This is a genomic window from Saccharothrix coeruleofusca (assembly GCF_017876325.1).
Classification (GTDB): domain Bacteria; phylum Actinomycetota; class Actinomycetes; order Mycobacteriales; family Pseudonocardiaceae; genus Actinosynnema; species Actinosynnema coeruleofuscum.
In genome coordinates, this window is record NZ_JAGINV010000001.1 from 4,344,699 (window position 1) to 4,367,225 (window position 22,527).

Annotated in this window: 20 protein-coding genes; 14 read left to right on the plus strand and 6 right to left on the minus strand. The window is 73.5% G+C overall.

The genetic code is table 11. The features are described from left to right. Nucleotides 1-7: 7 nt before the first annotated feature. From JOF41_RS19135 to JOF41_RS19145, 3 genes are all read left to right on the plus strand, one after another. On the plus strand, nucleotides 8-1,588 hold the full coding sequence (locus JOF41_RS19135; RefSeq protein ID WP_209620935.1) for a DUF4331 domain-containing protein: 1,581 nt from the start codon (nucleotides 8-10) through the stop codon (nucleotides 1,586-1,588). Nucleotides 1,589-1,649: 61 nt separating this feature from the next. Continuing rightward, on the plus strand, nucleotides 1,650-2,915 hold the full coding sequence (locus JOF41_RS19140; RefSeq protein ID WP_209620938.1) for a tetratricopeptide repeat protein: 1,266 nt from the start codon (nucleotides 1,650-1,652) through the stop codon (nucleotides 2,913-2,915). Next, the gene (locus JOF41_RS19145) at nucleotides 2,912-4,243 is read left to right on the plus strand and encodes a nickel/cobalt transporter (RefSeq protein ID WP_307867463.1); all 1,332 of its coding nucleotides are present in this window, start codon (nucleotides 2,912-2,914) and stop codon (nucleotides 4,241-4,243) included. The genes JOF41_RS19140 and JOF41_RS19145 overlap by 4 nt, the downstream gene beginning before the upstream one ends. A gap of 4 nt (nucleotides 4,244-4,247) precedes the next feature. Here the strand turns inward: JOF41_RS19145 and JOF41_RS19150 are convergent, their stop codons facing one another. The 4 genes from JOF41_RS19150 to JOF41_RS19165 form a co-directional block, all read right to left on the minus strand. Then, nucleotides 4,248-5,234, minus strand: a complete 987-nt coding sequence (locus JOF41_RS19150) for a hypothetical protein (protein ID WP_209620941.1) — start codon at nucleotides 5,232-5,234, stop codon at nucleotides 4,248-4,250. After that, complete coding sequence (locus JOF41_RS19155; protein ID WP_209620944.1) at nucleotides 5,231-5,728, minus strand: SigE family RNA polymerase sigma factor; 498 nt, start codon at nucleotides 5,726-5,728, stop codon at nucleotides 5,231-5,233. Before JOF41_RS19155 ends, JOF41_RS19150 begins: the two co-directional genes overlap by 4 nt. 36 nt (nucleotides 5,729-5,764) lie before the next feature. Then, the gene (locus JOF41_RS19160) at nucleotides 5,765-6,415 is read right to left on the minus strand and encodes a class I SAM-dependent methyltransferase (RefSeq protein WP_209620947.1); all 651 of its coding nucleotides are present in this window, start codon (nucleotides 6,413-6,415) and stop codon (nucleotides 5,765-5,767) included. Nucleotides 6,416-6,573: 158 nt separating this feature from the next. Beyond that, nucleotides 6,574-7,977 carry a PP2C family protein-serine/threonine phosphatase gene (locus tag JOF41_RS19165; RefSeq protein WP_189224902.1) on the minus strand — a complete coding sequence of 468 codons (1,404 nt, stop codon included), beginning with the start codon at nucleotides 7,975-7,977 and terminating at the stop codon, nucleotides 6,574-6,576. A 140-nt stretch (nucleotides 7,978-8,117) separates the two neighbouring features. Between JOF41_RS19165 and JOF41_RS19170 the strand changes: the two genes are divergently transcribed. After that, the gene (locus tag JOF41_RS19170; protein WP_372448489.1) at nucleotides 8,118-12,563 is read left to right on the plus strand and encodes a hybrid sensor histidine kinase/response regulator; all 4,446 of its coding nucleotides are present in this window, start codon (nucleotides 8,118-8,120) and stop codon (nucleotides 12,561-12,563) included. Nucleotides 12,564-12,579: 16 nt separating this feature from the next. Here the strand turns inward: JOF41_RS19170 and JOF41_RS19175 are convergent, their stop codons facing one another. Next, complete coding sequence (locus JOF41_RS19175; protein ID WP_189227432.1) at nucleotides 12,580-12,906, minus strand: STAS domain-containing protein; 327 nt, start codon at nucleotides 12,904-12,906, stop codon at nucleotides 12,580-12,582. Between the two features lie 136 nt (nucleotides 12,907-13,042). Between JOF41_RS19175 and JOF41_RS19180 the strand changes: the two genes are divergently transcribed. From JOF41_RS19180 to JOF41_RS19215, 8 genes are all read left to right on the plus strand, one after another. Then, complete coding sequence (locus JOF41_RS19180) at nucleotides 13,043-13,426, plus strand: ATP-binding protein (RefSeq protein WP_189227433.1); 384 nt, start codon at nucleotides 13,043-13,045, stop codon at nucleotides 13,424-13,426. A 215-nt stretch (nucleotides 13,427-13,641) separates the two neighbouring features. Continuing rightward, complete coding sequence (locus JOF41_RS19185; RefSeq protein ID WP_189227434.1) at nucleotides 13,642-14,562, plus strand: Ppx/GppA family phosphatase; 921 nt, start codon at nucleotides 13,642-13,644, stop codon at nucleotides 14,560-14,562. Nucleotides 14,563-14,574: 12 nt separating this feature from the next. After that, the gene (locus JOF41_RS19190) at nucleotides 14,575-14,970 is read left to right on the plus strand and encodes an STAS domain-containing protein (RefSeq protein ID WP_209620949.1); all 396 of its coding nucleotides are present in this window, start codon (nucleotides 14,575-14,577) and stop codon (nucleotides 14,968-14,970) included. Then, nucleotides 14,967-15,338 (plus strand): hypothetical protein, encoded by a 372-nt coding sequence (locus JOF41_RS19195; protein WP_209620950.1) that lies wholly within the window; start codon nucleotides 14,967-14,969, stop codon nucleotides 15,336-15,338. The genes JOF41_RS19190 and JOF41_RS19195 overlap by 4 nt, the downstream gene beginning before the upstream one ends. Nucleotides 15,339-15,348: 10 nt before the next feature. Beyond that, a complete protein-coding gene (locus tag JOF41_RS19200) occupies nucleotides 15,349-15,867 on the plus strand; it encodes a GNAT family N-acetyltransferase (protein WP_307867464.1) in 519 nt (172 codons plus the stop codon). A gap of 51 nt (nucleotides 15,868-15,918) precedes the next feature. Then, nucleotides 15,919-16,635, plus strand: a complete 717-nt coding sequence (locus tag JOF41_RS19205) for an alpha/beta fold hydrolase (protein WP_209620952.1) — start codon at nucleotides 15,919-15,921, stop codon at nucleotides 16,633-16,635. A 40-nt stretch (nucleotides 16,636-16,675) separates the two neighbouring features. After that, a complete protein-coding gene (locus JOF41_RS19210) occupies nucleotides 16,676-17,326 on the plus strand; it encodes an HAD family hydrolase (protein ID WP_189227438.1) in 651 nt (216 codons plus the stop codon). Between the two features lie 123 nt (nucleotides 17,327-17,449). After that, complete coding sequence (locus JOF41_RS19215; protein WP_209620954.1) at nucleotides 17,450-18,412, plus strand: LLM class F420-dependent oxidoreductase; 963 nt, start codon at nucleotides 17,450-17,452, stop codon at nucleotides 18,410-18,412. 30 nt (nucleotides 18,413-18,442) lie between these two features. On the opposite strand, the gene JOF41_RS19220 is transcribed toward JOF41_RS19215, so the two are convergent. After that, nucleotides 18,443-19,699, minus strand: a complete 1,257-nt coding sequence (locus JOF41_RS19220) for a serine/threonine-protein kinase (protein WP_209620957.1) — start codon at nucleotides 19,697-19,699, stop codon at nucleotides 18,443-18,445. A gap of 147 nt (nucleotides 19,700-19,846) precedes the next feature. On the opposite strand from JOF41_RS19220, the gene gabT reads away from it, so the two are divergent. Further along, entirely contained in the window at nucleotides 19,847-21,127 is a 1,281-nt protein-coding gene (gene gabT / locus JOF41_RS19225) for a 4-aminobutyrate--2-oxoglutarate transaminase (protein ID WP_209620960.1), read from the plus strand. 33 nt (nucleotides 21,128-21,160) lie between these two features. Then, nucleotides 21,161-22,240: a LacI family DNA-binding transcriptional regulator gene (locus tag JOF41_RS19230; protein WP_244989629.1), complete on the plus strand. Its 1,080-nt coding sequence runs from the start codon at nucleotides 21,161-21,163 to the stop codon at nucleotides 22,238-22,240. The last annotated feature ends 287 nt before the right edge of the window (nucleotides 22,241-22,527 follow it).

Sequence of the window (22,527 nt, forward strand, 5' to 3'; positions counted from 1 at the left end):
ATTGGGCATGGCATCACCGCACACCGCGCGGCGGACGACCAGGGCGGTCGCCGCGCTCACCGCGGTCGGCACCGCCGCGCTGGCCGCCGGGCTGGTCGGCGCGGCGCCGGGGCCCGCGGGCGCGTCCAGCCACCGCGAGGCCCCGCTGATCGCGGGCGACCCCGCCGTGGACGGCACGGACCTGTACGCGTTCGTCAGCCCGGACCGCCCCGACACCGTCACGCTGATCGCCAACTGGGCCCCGTTCCAGGAACCCAACGGCGGCCCCAACTTCTACCCGTTCGCCGATGACGCCCGCTACGACATCAACATCGACAACGACGGCGACGCCAAGGCGGACCTGACCTTCCGGTGGACCTTCCGCGACGACGACCGGCGCGGCGGCGGGACCTTCCTCTACAGCAACGGCGCGGTCACCTCGCTGGACGACGAGAACCTGCTGTTCCGCCAGACCTACACGCTGGAGCTGATCGACGAGCAGGGCAACGCCAAGAAGCTGGTGCAGCACGGCAAGGTCGCGCCGTCCAACAACGGCCCCAAGTCCATGCCGGACTACGGCGCGCTGCGCCAGCAGGCGATCACCGAGATCGGCGGCGGGGGCAAGGCGTTCGCGGGTCAGGCCGACGACCCGTTCTTCCTGGACCTTCGGGTGTTCGACCTGCTCTACGGCGGCGACCTGTCCGAGGTCGGGCAGGACACGCTGCGCGGCTACAACGTCAACACGCTGGCCCTCCAGGTGCCCAAGGCGGTGCTGGCGCTGCGCGGCGACCACGAGCGCAACCCGGTGATCGGCGTGTGGAGCGACGCCGAGCGGCAGTCGATGCAGCTGACGCCGGGCAAGTCCCGCGCCCACGGCGACTTCGTGCAGGTCTCCCGGCTGGGCAACCCGCTGGTCAACGAGGTCGTGGTGCCCGCGGCGCTGAAGGACACGTTCAACTCCCTCACCCCGGACAAGGACGCCAAGGTCCAGGAACTGGTGGACCGGGTCAACGACCCGGAGGTGCCCAAGCTGGTCGAGGCGATCTACCGGGTTCCCGCGCCCGAGGGCCCCCGGACCGACCTGGCCGAGATCTTCCTGACCGGCATCACCACCAAGGCGGGCGGGCCGATCAAGGCGGACCTGAACTCCCAGCTGAACAACGCCGACGTGGACAAGCGCAGGTTCGTGCCCTCCGAGCAGCTTCGGCTGAACATGGGCGTCGCGCCCGCGGGCGAGCCGAACCGGCTGGGCGTGCTGGCCCAGGACAACCAGGGCTTCCCCAACGGCCGCAGGCTCACCGACGACGTGCTCGACATCGGCCTGCAGGCGCTGGAGGGCGCGGCGGTCAGCGGCGTGGTGGCCGCGCTGGCGGCGGGCGACAAGGTCGACGCCAACGAGCAGTCCTTCGGCAACTCCTTCCCCTACGTGGCGCTGCCCAACAACGTCGCGGTCAACTCCGGCGGCACCGACGTCGCCGTCAAGCCGACAGCGGGTGAGACGGGCGTGCCCACCGCGCCGCTGTTGAGCGGACTGCTCGCGATCCTGCTGATCGGCGCGGGCGGCTGGGTGTTGCGGCACCGCGGCCAGCAGGTCTCCCCGAGCGAGTAGTCCACCCCACGGGGGGCGCCCTGCCTAGCGCCCCCCGTGGTCGTCCCACCGTGGAGGCACCATGTTCCGGCTCCTCGCGGTCACCGCCATCGTCGGCGGCGTCGCGCTCCTGGTGACCGCCGTGTCGTCGGTGTCCACATCGGACACCCCGCAACCGGTCGCCGCTGTCGCCGAATCCGCCTTGCACCGCACCATCTCCGCCACGCAGGACAAGTTGCGGCGCACCCCGTCCGACGCGCAGGCGTGGGCCGCGCTCGGCTCGGCGTACGTGGAGCAGGCCAGGGTGACCGGCGACCCGTCGTACTACGAGAAGGCGCAGGGCGCGCTGGACGAGTCCGTGCGGCACCGGCCCACCGACAACGGCTGGGCCTACCTCGGCCTGGGCGCGCTGGCCAACGCGCGGCACGACTTCGCCGCGGCCCGCGACTTCGGGCAGAAGGCCACCGCGCTGCTGCCCGACACCGCCGAGGCCCACGGCGTGCTCGCCGACGCGCTCACGCAGCTGGGTGCCGCGGCGGAGGCGACCGCGGCGGTGCAGCGGATGCTGGACCTGGAACCGGGCGTCGCCTCGTTCACCAGGGCCGCGTACGACATGGAGCAGCGCGGCGAGGTGACCGCGGCGCGCGAGGCGCTGGAGCGGGCGCTGGGCGTGGCGTCCGCGCCCGCCGAGGTGGTGTTCTGCCGCTACCACCTGGGTGAGCTGGCGTTCGACAACGGGCAGCTCGACCTGGCCGCCCGGCACTACGAGGAGGGGTTGCGGCTCGACCCCCGCGACGCGACCCTGTTGCAGGGCACGGCGAAGGTCGCCGCCGCGCGCGGTGAGCGCGACCGCGCCCTGGACACCTACGCGGAGCTGGTCGCGCGCACGCCGCTGCCGCAGTACCTGCACGAGCACGCGAACCTGCTGCGCGCGGCGGGCCGCCACGAGGAGGCCGCGCGGCAGTTCGACGTGCTGGCGCAGCAGTTCCGACTGGTGCCGGACGACCTGGCCGCGTCGGTGGTGGCCGCCGACCGCGGTGACGCGGCGCAGGCGCTGCGGCTGGCCGAGGCGGAGTGGGGTCGCAGGCAGCACCCGCTGGTGGCCGACGCGCTGGCGTGGGCGCTGCACCTCAACGGGCGCGACGCCGAGGCGCTGGGCTTCGCCGAGCGCGCCGCGTCCTCCGGCTGGCGCAACGCGGTGTTCGCCTTCCACCGCGGCGTGGTGCTGGCCGCGCTGGGCAGGCGGGACGAGGCCGCGGGGGCGCTGGAGGAGGCGCTGCGGATCAACCCGCACTTCTCCCCCGTGGACGCCCCGGTGGCCACCGCGACGCTGGCGGGCCTGCGGTGAGAGCGGCCCTCCTGCTCACGCTGGTGCTGCTGTTCCTCGGTGTGCCCGCCGAGGCATCGGCGCACCCGCTGGGCAACTTCACGGTCAACCACTACCACGGCATCACCGTGCACCCCGACCACGTGGAGCTGCGCGCGGTCGTGGACATCGCGGAGATCCCGACGCTCCAGCAGCGTCCGTCCGAAGTGGACGACTACGCCGCCCGTGAGTGCGCCGAGGTGAACCGGGCCACCACCGTGGAGGTGGACGGCCGGGCGGTGGCCACGGCGGTACGCTCCAGCGCGGTGGAGTTCCCCCCTGGCGAGGCCGGGCTGCCCACGACGCGGCTGACCTGCCTGGTGCGGGCCGACGCCGCCCCGGCGTCGAGCGTGGTGGTCCGCGGCGACTACCGCGCGGACCGCATCGGCTGGCGGGAGATGACCGCCGTGGGCCGGGGCGTGGCGCTGGACTCGCCGGTACCCGCGACCAGCGTCAGCGACGAGCTGCGGTCCTACCCGCAGGACCTGCTCACCGACCCGCCGGACATGCGGTCGGTGGCGCTGGCGGTGCGCGCGGGCGCGGGCGGCGAGGCCCCTGCCGCCGCGTCTTCGGCGGGTGGACCGGTGCTGGGCGCGGCGACCTCGGCGTTCACCTCGTTCGCGGGCAGCCGGTCGCTGACGCCGCTGGTGGGCGTGCTGGCGGTGCTGCTGTCCCTGGTGCTGGGGGCCTCGCACGCGGCGTTGCCGGGGCACGGGAAGACGGTGATCGCGGCGTACCTGGCGGGTCGCTCGGGCACCGCGCGTGACGCGGTGGTCGTCGGGGCGACGGTGACCGCGACGCACACCGCCGGTGTGCTGGTGCTGGGACTGGTGATCAGCGCGGGCAGCGCCCTGGCGGGGGAGTCGGTGCTGCGCTGGCTGGGCGTGGCCAGCGGGCTGATCGTGGCCGGGGTGGGCGCGGCGCTGCTGCGCTCCGCCGCCCGGCACCGCGAACTCGTCCCCGCCGGGCACGGTCATGGGCACGGTCATGGGCACGGGCATCGCGTGGGTCGGGCCGGGTTGGTGGGCATGGGAGTCGCGGGCGGCCTGGTGCCCAGCCCCTCGGCGCTGGTGGTGCTGCTGGGCGCGGTGGCGCTGGGCCGGACCTGGTTCGGCGTCCTGCTGGTGCTGGGTTACGGCCTGGGCATGGCCGCCACCCTGACGGCGGTCGGCCTGCTGCTGGTGCGCCTGCGGGACCGGCTGACGGCGGTGGAGCGGTGGCGCGACCGCTTCACCGCCCTGCCCGCCCTCACCGCCGCGCTGGTGCTCGTGGTCGGCCTGGGCCTGACCGCGCGCGCCCTGCTGGGCTGAGGCGTCACCACCGGATGAAGTAGACGGCCCAGTCCCCGGTGGTCCGCGAGGGGATCACCTCGACCTCGACCGGCTGCCCCTCCACCAGGTTCAGCCCATGGTTGTCCTGCGCGAAGTCGTTGAGCAGCAGCCCTCCCGCCAGGACCGCCCGGTAGTCCCAGCTGACGTGCTTGCCCACCTCGACCCCGTTGACGAGCAGCCGCAACTCGCCGGGCGTGGCGCTGAGGAACTGGGGGGCGGCGACCCCCGGCCACGCCAAGGTGGTCTTCACCGGCGCGGCGGGGTCCGCCGGGTCGGCGCGCACCACCGCGTCCTCCCCCCTGGTCGCCTCGGCCAAGTCGACCAGGGTGTCCGGGCGCGGCGGGAACCGGTACTCGCTCAGCGGCACGGCTTCCCCGACCGCGATGCCGATGGCGCCCCGCTTCGGCAGCGGGCCGGGCGACGTGGCGCCGAAGTCCCCCGTCCCCGTCACGTGGAACTCGACGGAAGAGCGCTTCCCGATCTCGATGCCGAACACCGCCCAGTCCTCGTGCCGGATGGTCGCACTGCCCCCCACCGAGCACGAGGAGGAGTCGAGTTCCCTGCCGTTGACGCGCAAGGTGTACAGCCAGGGCCGACCGTTGTCGGTCCCGCAGCGGTGGAAGACCGTCACGTCCGGGCTCCGGGGCACGAAGGCCGTCACGACGGTCCGCTCGGGCAGCGACTGATAGGCCGAAGCCACGATGCGGGTTCCGCTCTCGTACTCGGCGAAGGGTTCCACCCCGTACAACTCCTTCGGGACGGCGGGTTCGGAGGAGTGCCGGGCGGGGGCGACCACCACGTACGCGGTGCCCGCCAGCGCCAGCAGCAGCACCACCGCCGCGCTCAGCACCCGCCTGCGCCGCGTGGCCCGCACCCTGGTCCGCACCCCCTCCAGCCGGGCGGCGTGGGCGGTGCCGTCGGGCACCTCCGCGCGGTCGCGCAGCACATCGGTGAGATCGGTGAGGTTCATCGCCGCGACTCCTCCGCGCTGAACCGCTCGTCGAGCCGCAGCTTCGCGAGCGCCTTGCTGGTCTGGCTCTTCACCGTGCCGACCGAGCACCCCAGCACCCCGGCCGCCTGCGCCTCGGTCATGTCCTCGAAGAACCGCAGCACGAGCACCGCCCGCTGCCTGCGCGGCAACTCCCCCAGCGCCTGCCACAGCCACTCGCGCTCGGCCACCGCGTCCTGGGGCGCGGCACTCGCGCCCTCCGGCAACAGCGGTGTCGGCTCCTCGCCACGCCATCTGCGCCGCCACCACGTGGCGTAGGTGTTGACCATGATCCGCCGCACGTACGGCTCGGGGTCGACGGTGATCCGCCGCCACGCCGACCAGGCGCGCGCCAGCGCGGTTTGCAGCAGGTCCTCCGCGTGCCCCTGGTCGCGCGTCAGCAGGTACGCCGTGCGCAACAAGCGGGGCGACGCGCCCGCCACGAACTCCTCGAACCCCTCGGGTGCACCCGCCACACCCCTACGACAACACGGCGGGCGCGGAAGGTTGCCTCAGCCCCGCCGGAACACCGCCCGCCACCGGTGCGCCTCCGCGACCCGCTCCACGTGCTCCAGCCGCAGCCCGCCCACGGCGAACGACTCCAACTCCTCGCGGGTGAGCGGCCAGGGCGGGTTGTCCGCGTGCTCGCCCCCGTCGTGGATGCCCGCGATTACCAGCAGCTCACCGCCCGGTGCGACCATCCGCGCCACGCCCGCGATCGCCCGGTCGCGCACGGACAGCGGCATGGACTGCACCGTGATCGACTCCACCACGAGGTCGAACTGTTCCGCCCACTCGGCGGGCGGGTCCAGCAGGTCGGCCACGACGTAGTCCACCGCGGAGGCGGGGAAGCGCTCACGCGCGCTGCGGATCGCGGTCTCGGAGATGTCGAAGGCGGTGGTGCGGAATCCCAGGGAGGCGACGTGCTCGGCGTCCACGCCGTACCCGCAGCCCACCACCAGAGCCCGCTTGCCCGTGCCGTCGAGGCCTCGCCGCGCGGTCCAGTCCGCCAGCAGCGGATTGGGGGCGTCGCGCTCCCACGGCACGATCGCGGAGCCCGTCGCGGCCTCGGCGTAGAGCCGCTCGAACCACCCCGTCGGGTCCCCCTCGGCCAGCGAGCGCGCGGCCAGCCTGTTCGCGTCCACATCCCGGTCAGCGGTCATCCCGGCAGTCTGGCAGCCCTCCACACCCAGCTCACCCGATTTCCAGCGCCTGCAAGTACTACCCGACGGGTCCGCGGTGGCCGTTTTCCACTACCCGAAGCGCACGGGTAGTAGTTGAACGCCCTGGGACGGGGCTCGGGTGGTACTTGCCGACGCGGTCAGTGGGTGGCTTGGAGGAGCAGCAGGGTGAGGTCGTCGTGCTCGGTGTCGCCCAGCCACTCGAACACCACCCGCCGCAGGTGCTCGGCGATCGCCTCGGCGGGTTCGCCCGCGCACGCGGCCAGCGCGGCGCGCAGCCGCTCGTCGCCGAACAGCTCCCGGCGGTCCCGGTGCGAGCGGGCCTCGGTCACGCCGTCGCTGTAGAGCAGCAGCGACTCCCCCGGCGCCAGCGACAGCTCGACCTGCTGGAACCGCACCTCCGGCAGCACGCCCACGATCCCGCCGTGCACCGGCACCTCGTCCACCCGCCCGTCCGCGCGCAGCACCAGCGGGACCGGGTGCCCGCCGGTGGCCAGCGCCAGCCGCAGCCCACCGGACTGCACCGGCACCAGGTTGCCCACGACCGCGGTGGTGAACAGCCTGCTGCCCGCCGCCCGCAGCGCCGCGTTGAGCAGGTGCAGCAGCTGCGCGGGCCGCTGCTCCACCAGCAGCAGGGTGTGCAGGCTCTGCCGCACGCGGCCGCTGTGGACGGCGGCCTCGATGCCGTTGCCCGCCACGTCCCCCAGCACGAACGCGGCGCTGCCGTCCTCGCGCGGGTGCACGTCGTAGAAGTCGCCGCCCACCGCCGCCCGCCGGTGCGCGGGTTCGAACACGGCGGCCAGCCGCACGCCCGCGACGCTGGGCAGCGAACTGGGCAGCAGGCCGCTGCGCAGCGCCTCGACGGTGCGCTGCTGCTCGCCGAACCTGGTCCCGGCCTCCAGCGCGGCCGCGGCGCGCTCGGCGAAGCGGCGCAGCATCGGCACGTCGCAGGAGCACCGGAAGCACACCAGCGCCGCCCCGTCGGTCAGCGGCACGGCCAGCGCGGGCGGCCCGACGCCCGGCGGCAGGCCCCACGGCCCTTCGCCCGGCTCGTCCAGCCGCGCGTGGTCGACTTCGCGCGCGAGCACGGCGGCCAGGCCCGGCACGCCGTCGGCGACCTGGCGGGTGGTGCGGCTGACCGCCACGTCCCCGGCGGGCGTGCGGCGCCACCACTCCAGCCTTCCGCGCGCCCCCGGCACCACCACCACCGGGTGATCGGCGGGTGCCACCTCCACCACCGCCCGCACCGCCGCCGCCCGGTCGGTCAGCTCGACCAGCCGCCGCGAGAGCCGGTCCAGCAGCTCGTCGGCGTCCCGGTACCAGGCGGTCCAGCCGCCGCCGAGGTCCTGGCGCCGCCCGCCCGGCTCGGGCGCGCGCTCGCCCACCCGGACGTCCGGGAACAGCGCCGCGGCCATGGAGTTGGCCAGGCGCGCCACGCCGTCCGGGTCGAGCACCACGACGGCTTCGCGGAAGCCGTCGACGAGCAGCCGCCAGCCGTCGAGGTCGAAGCCCGCCTCGGTGCCGTTCCGGTACCCCTGGGCCATCGCGGCTCCTGTGTGTCGGGTCGGACCCAACTTATCGGACCGCCCCGGCACGGCGGCGTGCGGACAGTGGCAGGCTTGACGCAGACCGCGGACATCAGGCGGACCTCAGGCGGACCTCAGAGGCGACATCGGAGGCTGGTGTGACGACCGCTCAGGACGACACGGACGTGACCCTCGACCGGTTGCTGACCGCCATGCGGGAGATGCGCGACGGCAACTTCCGCCGCCGCCTGGTGGTGCCGCGCGGGGGCGTGGCGGCCGAGCTGGCCGAGGTGTTCAACGAGATCGCCGAGCGCAACCAGTGGCTGGTGGGCGAGCTGGTGCGGGTGCGCCAGGGGGTGGGCCAGGAGGGCAGGCTGGGCGACCGGATGGCCTCCGGCGCGGGCCCGGCGGGCTGGGCGCTGGCCGTGGACTCGGTCAACGGCCTGATCGACGACCTGACCCGGCCGACCGCCGAGCTGAGCCGGGTGCTGGCCGCGGTGGCCGAGGGCGACCTGTCCCAGGAGATCACGGTGGCCGCGCGCGGCGAGGTGGCCGCGGTGGTGGAGAGCTTCAACTCGATGACCGCGACGCTGCGCACGTTCGCGGGCGAGGTGACCCGCGTGGCCCGCGAGATCGGCACCGACGGCAGGCTGGGCGGCCAGGCCGAGGTGCCCGGCGTCGGCGGCACCTGGAAGGACCTCACCGACTCGGTGAACTTCATGTCCGGCAACCTCACCGCGCAGGTGCGCGACATCGCCCAGGTGGCCACGGCGGTGGCGCAGGGCGACCTGTCGCAGAAGATCACCGTGACCGTCGCGGGCGAGATGCTGGAGCTCAAGGACACCGTCAACACGATGGTCGACCAGCTCTCCGCCTTCGCCGACGAGGTCACCCGCGTCGCCCGCGAAGTCGGCACCGAAGGACGACTCGGCGGCCAGGCCCAGGTCCCCGGCGTCGCGGGCACCTGGCGCGACCTCACCGACTCGGTCAACTTCATGGCGGGCAACCTCACCAGCCAGGTCCGCAACATCGCCCAGGTCGCCACCGCCGTCGCGGGCGGCGACCTGACCCAGAAGATCACCGTCGACGCCCGCGGCGAGATCCTGGAGCTCAAGGACACCATCAACACGATGGTCGACCAGCTCTCCGCCTTCGCCGACGAGGTCACCCGCGTCGCCCGCGAAGTCGGCACCGAAGGACGACTCGGCGGCCAAGCCCAGGTCCCCGGCGTCGCGGGCACCTGGCGCGACCTCACCGACTCGGTCAACTTCATGGCGGGCAACCTCACCAGCCAGGTCCGCAACATCGCCCAGGTCACCACCGCGGTGGCGCAGGGCGACCTGTCGCAGAAGATCGACGTGGACGCGCGCGGCGAGATCCTGCAGCTCAAGACCACCATCAACACGATGGTCGACCAGCTGTCCTCGTTCGCGGCGGAGGTCACCCGCGTGGCCCGCGAGGTCGGCAGCGACGGCAGGCTGGGCGGTCAGGCCCAGGTCCCCGGCGTCGCGGGCACCTGGCGCGACCTCACCGACTCGGTCAACTTCATGGCGGGCAACCTCACCAGCCAGGTCCGCAACATCGCCCAGGTCGCCACGGCGGTGGCACGCGGCGACCTGTCGCAGAAGATCACGGTGGCCGCGCGCGGTGAGATCCTGGAGCTGAAGGAGACCATCAACACGATGGTCGACCAGCTCTCCGCCTTCGCCGACGAAGTCACCCGCGTCGCCCGCGAAGTCGGCACCGAAGGACGACTCGGCGGCCAAGCCCAGGTCCCCGGCGTCGCGGGCACCTGGCGCGACCTCACCGACTCGGTCAACTTCATGGCCAACAACCTGACCGCGCAGGTGCGCTCCATCGCGCAGGTCACCACGGCGGTGGCGGGCGGCGACCTGACCCAGAAGATCACCGTGGACGCGCGCGGCGAGATCCTGGAGCTCAAGAGCACCATCAACACGATGGTCGACCAGCTCTCCGCCTTCGCCGACGAGGTCACCCGCGTCGCCCGCGAAGTCGGCACCGACGGCAGGCTGGGCGGCCAGGCGCGGGTGCCCGGTGTGGCGGGCACCTGGAAGGACCTGACCGACAACGTCAACGTCATGGCCGACAACCTGTCCACCCAGGTGCGCAGCATCGCGACGGTGGCGACCGCGGTGGCGGGCGGCGACCTGTCCAAGAAGATCACCGTCGAGGCCAAGGGCGAGGTCGCGGCGCTGGCCGACACCATCAACCGGATGGTCGACACGCTGCTCGCGTTCGCCGACGAGGTCACCCGCGTCGCCCGCGAGGTCGGCACCGAGGGCATCCTGGGCGGCCAGGCGCGGGTGCCCGGTGTCGGCGGCACGTGGAAGGACCTGACCGACAACGTCAACTCGATGGCGAACAACCTGACCAACCAGGTGCGCAACATCGCCCAGGTCACCACCGCGGTCGCCCAGGGCGACCTGACCCGCAAGATCGACGTGGACGCGCGCGGCGAGATCCTGGAGCTCAAGACCACCATCAACACGATGGTCGACCAGCTGTCGTCCTTCGCCGACGAGGTCACCCGCGTCGCCCGCGAGGTCGGCACCGAGGGCAAGCTCGGCGGCCAGGCCGAGGTCGAGGGCGTGTCGGGCACCTGGAAGCGGCTGACCGAGAACGTCAACGAGCTGGCGGGCAACCTGACCCGCCAGGTGCGCGCCATCGCGGCGGTGGCCACCGCGGTGACCGCGGGCGACCTGACCAGGCAGGTCACCGTGGACGCCTCCGGCGAGGTGGCCGAGCTCAAGGACAACATCAACCGGATGATCAGCAACCTCAAGGAGTCCACCAGGGCCAACCGCGAGCAGGACTGGCTCAAGACCAACCTGGCCCGGCTGTCCGGGCAGATGCAGGGCCACCGCGACCTGCGCGCGATGGCGTCGCTGGTGATGAGCGAGCTGACCCCGCTGGTCTCCGCCCAGTACGGCGCGTTCTTCCTGGTCGCGGACGACTCCGAGGTGCTGGAGCTGACCGCGTCCTACGGCTACCGGCCGCGCGGCGAGCGGCCGACCCGGTACGCGCCGGGCGAGTCGCTGGTCGGCCAGGTGGCGGTGGAGAAGAAGACGGTGCTGGTCACCGACGTGCCGCCGGGGTACGTGGAGGTGAGCTCCGGGCTCGGCGCGGCGGCGCCCGCGAACCTGGTGATCGTGCCGGTGCTGTTCCAGGGCGAGACGCTGGGGGTGATCGAGCTCGGCTCGTTCGGCGAGTTCAGCGACGTGCACCTGGACCTGCTCGACCAGCTCAAGGAGAACATCGGCGTCAACGTCAACACCATGCTGGCCAACGCCCGCACCGACAGCCTGCTGGCCGAGTCGCAGCGGCTGACCGAGGAGCTGCGGGCGGGCTCGGTGGAGCTGGAGGCCAGGGCCCGGCAGCTGTCCTCGGCGTCGAAGTACAAGTCGGAGTTCATGGCGAACATGTCGCACGAGCTGCGCACGCCGCTGAACAGCCTGCTGATCCTGGCCAAGCTGCTGGCCGACAACCTCGACGGCAACCTCAACCCCAAGCAGGTGGAGTTCGCCAGGACCATCCACTCCTCCGGCACCGACCTGCTGCAGCTCATCGACGACATCCTGGACCTGACCAAGGTCGAGGCCGGGCACATGCAGGTGCAGACCGACTCGGTGCGGGTGGCCGACGTGGTGGCCTACGTGGAGTCGCTGACCCGGCCGCTGGCCGCGGAGAAGGGGCTGGCCTTCGACGTCACGGTGGACCCGGACGTGCCCGCCACCCTGCACACCGACGAGCACCGGCTGCAGCAGATCCTGCGCAACCTGCTGTCCAACGCGGTGAAGTTCACCCACGAGGGGGAGATCCGGCTGCGCATCCGCAGGTCGGGCGGCGCGGTCGCGTTCGACGTGCAGGACACCGGCATCGGCATCCCGGCCGAGAAGCTGTCGGTGATCTTCGAGGCGTTCCAGCAGGCCGACGGCACCACCAGCCGCAAGTACGGCGGCACCGGGCTGGGCCTGTCGATCAGCCGGGAGCTGGCCGCCCTGCTCGACGGCAGGCTGGACGTGCGCAGCGAACCGGGCTACGGCAGCACCTTCACGCTGTACCTGCCGCTGGTCGCGCAGGGCCAGGCGGCGGTGCCCGCGCCGGAGCCCGACGCGCTGCCCGAGCTGATCACCCCGGTCGACGAGCCGGTGGCCGAGGCGCTGGTCGCGCCCGCCGAGCTGCCGCCCGCGCCGCTGCGGTTCCACGGCGAGAAGGTGCTCATCGTCGACGACGACCTGCGCAACGTGTTCGCGCTGACCAGCGTGCTGGAGCTGCACGGGTTGCAGGTCATCTACGCCGACAACGGGATCACCGGGGTGCGGGCGCTGGAGCAGTACGACGACATCACGCTGGTCCTGATGGACATCATGATGCCGGAGCTGGACGGCAACGCCACGATGTCGGCGATCCGCGCCATGGACGGCTACGCCGACCTGCCGGTGATCGCGGTGACGGCCAAGGCGATGAAGGGGGACCGCGAGAAGAGCCTCGCCTCGGGCGCCACCGACTACGTCACCAAGCCCGTGGACACCGACCACCTGCTCCGCCTGATCGCCTTCTACCTGGGCGTCGACCAGGACTAGCAGGTGGGTGCGGCGGTCACTGCGCGGTCGCGGAGGCGATCGTGTCGTGGATGCGCATGACCTCGGTCAGCTCGGTGAGGCGGAACAGCTTGTGCACCGAGGGCTGCAGGCAGGCCATCCGGAACTGGCCGCCCGCGGCGTCGAGGCGGCGGTGCCAGTCCAGCATCAGGGACAGGCCGGTGGTGTCCATGAACGGCACCCCGCTGAGGTCCACGACCACCTGGCCGCCGGTTGTCCCTTCCAGGTGATCGGACAGCACCGGCACGGTGTCGGCGTCCAGCTCGCCCTCCACCGCGACGACGGTCCAGCTCCCCCGGACCTCACTGCGCACCTGCAAGTCCATCACACCGAGCCTCTCCGCACGACGGGGTGCCGTGCCGCCACAGATCGTGCAACACGACGACCCAGGGCGCGACCACTGGGTGGTGGAAGAGACCGATGTGCGACCATGCGGTGACAGCCGATCAACGGGAGCGGATGTGCGGAACGAGCCAGCGGCTGCGATCGCGGTGACGTTGCCCGCCGAGGGCGGTTCGTCGGCGCGGGCGCGTCGGGTGGTGGCGGAGGCGGCGGGCGCCTGGGGCCTGTCCGACGACCTGGCCGACGACGCGGCGCTGGTGGTGACCGAACTGGTGTCCAACGGCGTGGACCACGCCTCGGGGCCACTGGGGTTGACCGTGTCGCGCACGGCGGCGGGGATGCGCATCGAGGTGTCCGACACCTCGTCGGCGATGCCGCAGCCGCGCCCGGTGCAGGTGGACTCGGCGCGCGGGCGCGGCCTGCTCATCGTCGCGGCGCTGGGCAGTTCGTGGGGGGCGGAGCCGACGCCGAGCGGCAAGGTGGTCTGGGTGGAGCTGGGCTGACGCCGGTGCTCGGCCCGCACCCGCGCGGTCGTGTCACGCACCGCCTCGGCCCCACCGGTAGGGTGACACCGGGTTCGCGATCACGGGCACTCCTCCTGGGGTCCGGATCGCCGTGCGTTTCGGAAATTTCCCGTCTTCCAGTGGTTTGACCTCACCGACGAGTGGGAATTCCGCTTCAGCTCTCAAGTCGGTGGCGGTCGAGCAGGGGCGGTGGCATGTCCGGAAGACCAGGTCGGGTGGGTGTCCTCGACGTCGGCTGCTTCAGCGCCCACCTGCTGGTGGTCGACGGGTCGCCGCTGCACCCCGTGCTGTCGCACAAGACCAGGCTGCGCCTGGACCTGGCGCTGGACGAACACAACCGCATCACCCGCGCGGGGCTGGACCAGCTCGTGCTCGCCGTGCGGGAGGCCGGGCGCACGGCCCGGCGCGAGCGCGTGCCGCTGCTGGTCCCGTTCGCGACCTCCGTCATCCGCGACGCCCCCAACCGCGCCGAGGTGCTCGCCGAGATCCACCGCGGCACCGGCATCGCGCTGCGGGTGTTCAGCGGCGAGGAGGAGGCGCGGCTGGCCTACGTGGCGGCCCGCCACTGGTACGGCTGGTCGGCGGGCCCGCTGGCGGTGCTGGACGTGGGCGGCGGCACGGTGGAGTTCGCCGCGGGCGAGGCGGGCCAGCCGCGCGTGGTGCGGTCGCTGCCGCTGGGCGCGCGCACCCTGGCCCGCTCCAGCGCTGACCCCGCCCTGGTGCGCGACCGGGTGCGCGCGGGACTGGCGGACGTGGACGTGCGCGGCCACCGCGGGGTGGCCTGCTCGAAGGTGTTCCAGCAGTTGGCCAGGTTGACAGGTGCCCGACCCCAGCGGGACGGCCCGCACGTGCCGCGCGTGCTGCGGCTGGCCGACCTGCGCCGGTGGGCGCCCCGGCTGGCCGCGATGCCCGCGCGCAAGCGGGCCCGGCTGCCCGGCATCTCGCCGCACCGGGCGGCCCAGTCGGCGGCGGGCGCGGTGGTCGCCGAGGCGCTGATGGCGGTGACCGGCCACGACGTGGTGGACATCTGCCCCTGGTCCACCAGGGAGGGGCTGCTGCTGAGCCTGCAGGACGAGGCGCCGGGCAGCGATGACGAGATCTGCTGGGTGGCGTGAGAGGAAGCGTTGATGCTGGCGTTGTCGGTCGTGACCCACCGCACGGGGTGCGCGGTGGTGGGGGTGACCGGGGAGATCGACCTCACGGGAGCGCGCAAGGTGCTGGACAAGCTCGACCGGCTCATCACCGAGGGCCGCAACCGGATCGTGCTGGACATGTCCGGGGTGGCCTTCTGCGGCGCGCAGGCGATGAGCGCGCTGGTGCGCACGCGGGCGCGGGCGCAGCGGGAGGGCGGCTGGCTGCGGCTGGCGGCCGTGCCGCCGCACGTGCGCCGGGTGTTCGAGCGCACCGACCTGGACCGGCTGTTCCCCCGCTACCCCGACGCGGCCGCCGCGGTGTCCGGCCGGGCGGTGCCCGCCCCGGCAGGCCAGGGGTCGCCGCGCCGCTCGGCGGGGGCGGCGCGGTGACGCCGGCGCGGGCCCGCCGTGACATCGCCGCGCTGCCCGACCTGGTCTTCGCCACCGCCGCCGAGCCCGAGCGGCTGGCCTCGTGGCTGCCCGAACCACTGGGCGTGCTCGGCCGCAACGGCGACGTGCTGATCCTGAGCTGCCACGACAAGCCGAGGCAGTACCGGCTGGCCGCCGACTTCGACCGGCTGCTGCTGGTGTTCCAGCCGCTGGCCGAGGACGGCTGCGGCGCGCGGCTGCGGGTGGAGCTGGCGGGGGCGGCGGGCAGCGTGGCCGAGCTGGAGCTGGACCGCCCCGACGGCGAGCTGGCCGCCCGGCTGCTGGAGGCGCTGGGGAAAGAGGTTGAGCGCGCCTTCACCGACGGCTGATCATCAGCGCGTGGAGATCCGCGAGGCCGTCGCCGCCGACCTGCCCCTGCTGCCGCCGATCGAGGTCGCCTCGGGCGAGGCGTTCCGCGAGATCGGGATGCCCTGGATCGCCGACGACGAGCCGATGCCCCTGGCGGTGCTGGAGCGCTCGCGGGTGTGGGTGGCCCTCGACCCGCACCCGGTCGCCTGGGTCGCCGTCGAGGTGGTCGACGGCAACGCCCACGTCGAGCAGATCAGCGTGCACCCCGATCACGCGCGCAAGCGGATCGGGGCGGCGCTGCTGGACCGGGTGCGGCGGTGGGCGGCGGACGAGGGCCTGACCGCGGTGACCCTGACGACGTTCCGCGACGTGCCGTGGAACGCCCCCTACTACCGGCGGCTGGGCTTCGAGGAGATCACCGAGCCGACACCGGGCCTGCGCGCGGTGGTGGCCGCCGAGGCCGCGCGCGGGCTGGACCCGGCGACGCGCGTGTGCCTGCGCCGCCCGGTCGCCCCGCCGACCGCGACCGAGGCCGAACCCGCGATGTGATCGGAACCACGTCGACTGATTCACGCCGCAGCGTCCGGCAAAATCGATCGAGTGACTCCTCCACTACTCCTAGTGCCCGGCGCGGGCGGCACGGTTCGCGCCAACTTCGGCTCGACCGTCCCGGCGCTGTCGCGCGGCCGCCAGGTCATCGGCGTGGACCACCCCGGCCCGGAGGTCGCGGGCAGGCTGGAGCTGGACGACCTGGCCGACCGGCTGGTGGCCGCCGCGGGCCCGGCCGAGGAGTTCGCGGTGCTGGGCTTCTCCCTGGGCTGCGCGGTGGCCGTGCGCGCGGCGGTCCGCCACCCCGACCGCGTCCGCGCGCTGGTGCTCACCGCCGGGTTGGACAAGGTGGACGCGGAGACCGACGCGCGGCTGGCCCGCTGGCAGCGGCTGCTGCGCGGCGACCGCGCCGAGCTGGCCAGGTTCCTGGTGTCGACCGCGCTGGGCGAGCCGTTCCAGCGCGGCATGGACCCCGTGCAGCTGGCCGGGTTGGAGGAGCTGATCGCGGCCACCGTGCCCGAGGGCTCCGAGCCGCAGGTCGACCTCGTGCGGCGGGTCGACCTCACCGACGACGCCCCGCGCGTCGCGGTGCCGACCCTGGTCATCGGCACCAAGCACGACCGGCTCATCACCCCGGCCCGCACCCGCGCGCTGGCCGACGCGATCCCCGGCGCCCGCTGGGCCGAGCTGGCCACCGGGCACGCCCCCGCCCTGGAAGCGCCCCGCGAGTGGGTGGCGCTGGTGGAGGGCTTCCTGGCGGAGATCTGAACCGGTTTGGTCCTGCGCCGCTCGGGCTAACCCGAGCGGTATGACCAACACGCTCGTCCTCGACGTGGACGGCACGCTGGTGGACACCAACTACCACCACGCCGTCGCCTGGTTCCGCGCGTTCCGCCGCCACGGCCTGACCGTGCCCACCTGGAAGTTGCACCGCGCCATCGGCATGGGTGGCGACAAGCTGGTCGCCGCCGTCGCCGGGCAGCGGGTGGAGGACGAGCGCGGCGACGACCTGCGCGCGGCGTGGGAAGAGGAGTTCGAGCCGATGCTGGCCGAGGTCCAGCCGCTGGAGGGCGCGCACCGGCTGCTCGCCGCCGCCGCCGAGCAGGACCTGGCCGTGGTGCTGGCCAGCTCCGGCAAGAAGCACCACGTCGACCACTACCTGGACCTGCTCGACGCCCGCGACTTCGCCGCCACCTCCTCCGACGAGGTCGCCGAGAGCAAGCCCGCCCCCGACTTGATCGAGGTCGCGCTGCGCAAGGTGGACGCGGGGCGCGCGGTCGTCATCGGCGACTCGGTGTGGGACTGCGACGCCGCCCGCAAGGCGATGCTGCCGGTGGTGGGCCTGCTCACCGGCGGGTTCGCCGAGGCCGAACTGCTGGAGCGCGGCGCGACCGCCGTCTACCAGGAACTCGACGCCCTGCGCGCCGACCTGACCGACCTCCCCTTCGCCGACGTCTAGAGGTCCGGACGCCTCCACCCCATGCCCCGGTCACCGGTCACCCGCCCGCTCGACCGGCCGAGGACATCCTCCCAACCGACCACCGCGCCGGAGCCAGGTCAATCCAACACAGGAGGTACTGCCATGCGCATCGGGTACACGCTCATGACCGAGCAGGCCGGGCCGCGGGCGCTGGTGGAGCATGCCGGGCTCGCCGAGCAGGCCGGGTTCGACTTCGAGGTGATCAGCGACCACTACTTCCCGTGGTTGGAGGAGCAGGGGCACGCCCCGTACGCGTGGAGCGTGCTGGGCGCGGTCAGCCAGGTCACCGAGCGGGTCGAGCTGATGACCTACGTGACCTGCCCGACCGTGCGCTACCACCCGGCGGTGGTCGCCCAGAAGGCGGCGACCGTGCAGCTGCTGTCGCAGGGCCGGTTCACCCTGGGGCTGGGCGCGGGTGAGAACCTCAACGAGCACGTGGTCGGGGGCGGTTGGCCGCCGGTGAACGTGCGCCACGAGATGCTGCGCGAGGCGGTCGAGATCATCTCCCTGCTGTTCGACGGCGGCTACGTCAACTACTCGGGCGAGCACTTCCGGGTGGACTCGGCCAAGCTGTGGGACCTGCCCGAGCAGCGCGTGCCGATCGGGGTCGCGGTCTCCGGCGGCCAGTCGGTGCGCCAGTTCGCCCCGCTCGCCGACGTGATGATCACCACCGAGCCGGACGCCGAGCTGTGCCGGGAGTGGGACGTGTTCCAGGGCGACGGGACCGGGGCCCGCAAGGTGGGCCAGCTGCCGATCTGCTGGGACCGCGACCGGGACGCCGCGGTGGCGCGGGCGCACGAGCAGTTCCGCTGGTTCGGCGGCGGCTGGAAGGTCAACTCCGAGCTGCCCGGTCCGGCCGGGTTCGCGGGCGCCACCCAGTTCGTGCGGCCGGAGGACGTGGCCGAGAGCATCCCGTGCGGCCCGGAGGTCGGGCCGATCGTCGAGGCGGTCGGGCAGTTCCGCGACGCGGGCTTCACCGACCTGGCGCTGATCCAGATCGGCGGCGAGCACCAGCGGGAGTTCCTGGACTTCGCCAAGGGCGAGCTGCTGCCCGCGTTGAACTGACCCGGCTGCGCCAGGGCGGGTGTGGCGGAGTCAGCGGTCGCCGTCGGATTCCTTCCTGGCCTTGCCGGGTGGGGTGGCCTTCGACTTGCCCTCGGACTTGGCGGCTTCCAGGCGTTCGCGGACCTGCTGTTCCGGCTCGTGGTCAACCTGCTGGTCCGGTTGGGGGTCGGGATTCGGTCGCGGTTGGGGCTGGGTGGGGACGGGGATCTGCTGGACCACGGTCACCGTCGAGGGAGCGGGTTGCGGCGGGGGCGCGGTGGTTCGCGCGGCAGGCTGCTCGCTCGTGGTCGCGGTGCCCTCGGAGCGCTGCTGGGCGGGCGGCGGGCCGTCCAGGTTGAGCACGACCGCCGAGGTGACCGCCACCGCGGCCAGCGCGCCCGCCACCAGCGCGCCCACCGGGCGGCGGGACGGCGGGGCCTCGTTCGCGGCGGCAGGCTCCACCTCGGCGGTGAGCACCTCGTCCAGCGGCGGGGCCTGCCCGCTGGCCAGCTGCGCCGAGCGCAGCAGCTCGGCGCACTCGGCCGCGGTGGGCCGCCGGGCCGGGTCGGAGTCCGTCATCGCGGCCAGCGCCTCGCCCCACGGCTCCGGCAGCCCCGCCGGGATGCGCGGCGGGCGGTGCAGCCGGGCCAGCGCGGCCTCGGTGTCGCCGCCGGGGTACTCGGGCCGCCCGGTCAGGCACTCCAGCAGCATCAGACCCAGCGCGTAGACGTCGACGGCCGGGGTGACCTCGGCGCCGCGCACCTGCTCCGGCGCGAGGTAGCCCGCGGTGCCGACCATCATCCCCGACCGCGTCACCCTGGTCAGCTGCGGCTGCAGCGCCAGGCCGAAGTCGGTCAGGTAGGCGCGTCGCTCGTCGACGTCGAGCAGCACGTTGGAGGGCTTGACGTCGCGGTGCACCACGCCCCGCTCGTGCACGTGGGCCAGGACCCTGGCGATCTGGACGCCGAGGTTGGCCACCGACTCCGGGGACAGCGCCTCGTGCATCCGCGCGCGCAGCGTGCCGCCCTCGACGGCCTGCATCACGAAGTAGGGGTGGCCGCGGAACACGCCGCTGTCGTAGACGGCGACCAGGCCGGGGCAGCGCAGCGCGGCCAGCACCCGCGCCTCGCGGTCCAGCCGCACCTCCTCGCCGGAGGTGGCCACGCCCTGGAAGACCTTGACCGCGACGGGGCGGTCCAACCGGGTGTCCCGCGCCCGGTACACGTCGGCCATGCCGCCGGAGCCGTAGAGCTCGCCCAGCGCGTACCGCCCACCCACCACCTGACCGGTCAGCTCGCCGTCCCACATGCCGCTGGCCTCCCGCGCCGCCGACTCGCCATTCGGGCTTTCGTACCCGTGCCGGACGGGCCGCAAACCCCATGATCGCCGAATCCCCGCGATCGAGGGGCACGCCGGTCCTGTGCGCGGCCAGGTCCGCGAGCGGATGCTGGGGGCATGACCCGGTTGCGCACCGAGATCCCCGGTCCCCGCTCCCGCGAGCTGACCGCGCGCCGGGGGAGCGCGGTGGCCTCGGGGGTCGGCTCGGCGTTGCCGGTGTTCGTCGAGCGCGCCGAGGACGGCCTGCTGGTCGACGTGGACGGCAACCGGCTGATCGACCTCGCCTCGGGCATCGCGGTGACCAGTGTGGGCAACCCGGCGCCTCGGGTGGCGCGGGCGGTGCGCGAGCAGGTCGACCGCTTCAGCCACACCTGCTTCATGGTCACGCCCTACGAGGGCTACCTGGAGGTGTGCGAGCGGCTGGGCGAGCTGACCCCCGGCGACCACGAGAAGCGCTCGGTGCTGCTCAACTCCGGCGCGGAGGCGGTGGAGAACGCGGTCAAGATCGCCCGACGGGCCACCGGGCGCGCCGCGGTGGTGGTGTTCGACCACGCCTACCACGGCCGCACCAACCTGACCATGGCGCTGACCGCCAAGGAGGTGCCCTACAAGCACGGCTTCGGCCCCTTCGCCCCCGAGGTGCACCGGGTGCCCGGCTCCTACCCGCTGCACGACGGCCTGACCGGCGAGCAGGCCGCCCGGCGGGCCATCGCCGCCATCGAGCGGGTCGAGGACCTGGCGTGCGTGCTGATCGAGCCGATCCAGGGCGAGGGCGGGTTCGTCGTGCCCGCGCCGGGGTTCCTGCCCGCGCTGGCCCGGTGGTGCCGGGAACGGGGCGTGCTGCTGGTGGCCGACGAGATCCAGACCGGCTTCTGCCGCACCGGCGCCTGGTTCGCCTGCGACCACGAGGGCGTGGTGCCCGACCTGGTGACCACCGCCAAGGGCATCGCGGGCGGCCTGCCGCTGGCCGCGGTCACCGGCCGGGCCGAGGTGATGGACGCGGTGCACGCGGGCGGCCTCGGCGGCACCTACGGCGGCAACCCGATCGCCTGCGCCGCCGCGCTGGGCGCCATCGACACCATGCGCGAGCTGGACCTGGGCGCCGCCGCCCGGCGGATCGGGGCGACCGCGCTGCCCCGGCTGCGCGCGCTGGACTCGCCGCTGGTCGCCGAGGTCCGCGGTCGGGGGGCGATGCTGGCCGTGGAGTTCGCCGATCGGACTCCCGAAGTGGCCGGGCGGGTGGCCGCGGCCTGCCACGCCGCCGGGGTGGTCGTGCTGACCTGCGGCACGTACGGCAACGTGGTCCGCCTGCTGCCGCCCCTGGTGATCCCGGACGTCCTGCTGGCCGAGGGCCTGGCCGTGCTGGAGGACGCGATCACCGCCGCGCGCGGATCTTGACGGGCCCGCGCGCCCCCTCGCATCCTCTCAGCCATGCCGGTCACCATCCGGGACGTCGCCCGCGAGGCTCGGGTGTCGGTGTCCACCGTGTCGCGCGCGCTGAGCGCCCCCGCCCTGGTCCGCGAGACCACCAGGCAGCGGGTGCTCGACGTCGCCGACGAGCTGGGCTACCAGCCCAACCGCGCCGCCCGCAGCCTGATCACGGGTCGCACAGGCAATCTCGGCATCGTCGTGCCGGACCTGCAGAACCCGTTCTACCCCGGCGTGCTCAGCGGTGTGCAGGCGCGGGCGCGCGAGGTGGGCTGCTCGGTGTTCTTCAGCGACAGCGGCGAGGACCCGGCCACCGAGGAGGTCCTGGTGCGGGGCATGGCGGGCCAGGTGGACGGGCTGATCCTGTGCGCGCCGTTCGCCGCGGACGACCACCTGGCCCAGCTGGCCTCGGTGCGCCCCACGGTGCTGATCAACCGCGTCCTGCCCGGCGTGCCCTCGGTGCTGATGGACAGCTCGGCGGGCATGGCGGACGCGGTGGCGCACCTGGCCGCGCTGGGCCACCGCGAGTGCGCCTACCTCTCCGGACCGGCGGGCGCCTGGTCCAACCACCGCCGCCTGCGCGGCCTGCTCCCGGCGGCGGAGGAGCACGGCGTGGCGGTGCACCAGCTGGGCCCGTTCGACCCGAACTTCGCGGGCGGCGCGGGCGCGGCCGACCTGGCGCTGGCCACGGGGGCGACCGCGGTCATCGCCTTCAACGACCTGATGGCGCTGGGGGTGCTCGCGCGGTTCGCCGAGCTGGGGGTGGCCGTGCCGGAGCGGGTCAGCGTGCTCGGCTTCGACGACATCCTCTACGCCGCGATGTGCGCGCCCCCGCTGACCACGGTGGCCCTGCCCATGCGGGCGGGCGGGCCGCGGTGGACCTGCTGCTGGAGTGCCTGGGCGGGGCGGGCCCGGCCACTCGCACCCTGCCCACGACCCTGCGCGTGCGCGCCAGCACCGCCCCGGTGGGATGAATCACGCCGCGTCACGGAAGTCCGAGATTCCGGTGCTGTTTCGCGACCGCGGAGTAGGTCATCCGGCGCGACAGCCGTCCCGCTCGATTACGGTCCGAAAGATTCTTGATAAGTACGTCCGATCAGGCGACAAATTCACCGTCGCGCGGTCGTTGCCTAGAGCATGGGCCGAACTCGAGCGTTCACCCTAGATCTGACCGCCTGATCGAGTTGCACCTTGGCCAGCGGTTGACGCCGAAGCCCCGACGTGGCTAGGTAGCGGTGGCCATGCACCTTCCACTGGAGGTGGTCGCTTTGCCGGACCACGCGCTCTCGCGCCACACCCGACCACCACCACCTGCGACTATGGGTAATCCGTGGCTGACCGGCACCGCATTTCACTAGGGTGGGCGGCCC

Bases quoted from the DNA above. Each gene is read 5' to 3' on its own strand.
- JOF41_RS19135 (WP_209620935.1), top strand. From the start codon at position 8: ATGGCATCACCGCACACCGCGCGGCGGACGACCAGGGCGGTCGCCGCG.
- JOF41_RS19140 (WP_209620938.1), top strand. From the start codon at position 1,650: ATGTTCCGGCTCCTCGCGGTCACCGCCATCGTCGGCGGCGTCGCGCTC.
- JOF41_RS19150 (WP_209620941.1), bottom strand. From the start codon at position 5,234: ATGAACCTCACCGATCTCACCGATGTGCTGCGCGACCGCGCGGAGGTG.
- JOF41_RS19160 (WP_209620947.1), bottom strand. From the start codon at position 6,415: ATGACCGCTGACCGGGATGTGGACGCGAACAGGCTGGCCGCGCGCTCG.
- JOF41_RS19165 (WP_189224902.1), bottom strand. From the start codon at position 7,977: ATGGCCCAGGGGTACCGGAACGGCACCGAGGCGGGCTTCGACCTCGAC.
- JOF41_RS19175 (WP_189227432.1), bottom strand. From the start codon at position 12,906: ATGGACTTGCAGGTGCGCAGTGAGGTCCGGGGGAGCTGGACCGTCGTC.
- JOF41_RS19185 (WP_189227434.1), top strand. From the start codon at position 13,642: ATGTCCGGAAGACCAGGTCGGGTGGGTGTCCTCGACGTCGGCTGCTTC.
- JOF41_RS19190 (WP_209620949.1), top strand. From the start codon at position 14,575: ATGCTGGCGTTGTCGGTCGTGACCCACCGCACGGGGTGCGCGGTGGTG.
- JOF41_RS19210 (WP_189227438.1), top strand. From the start codon at position 16,676: ATGACCAACACGCTCGTCCTCGACGTGGACGGCACGCTGGTGGACACC.
- JOF41_RS19215 (WP_209620954.1), top strand. From the start codon at position 17,450: ATGCGCATCGGGTACACGCTCATGACCGAGCAGGCCGGGCCGCGGGCG.
- JOF41_RS19220 (WP_209620957.1), bottom strand. From the start codon at position 19,699: ATGTGGGACGGCGAGCTGACCGGTCAGGTGGTGGGTGGGCGGTACGCG.
- gabT (WP_209620960.1), top strand. From the start codon at position 19,847: ATGACCCGGTTGCGCACCGAGATCCCCGGTCCCCGCTCCCGCGAGCTG.
- JOF41_RS19230 (WP_244989629.1), top strand. From the start codon at position 21,161: ATGCCGGTCACCATCCGGGACGTCGCCCGCGAGGCTCGGGTGTCGGTG.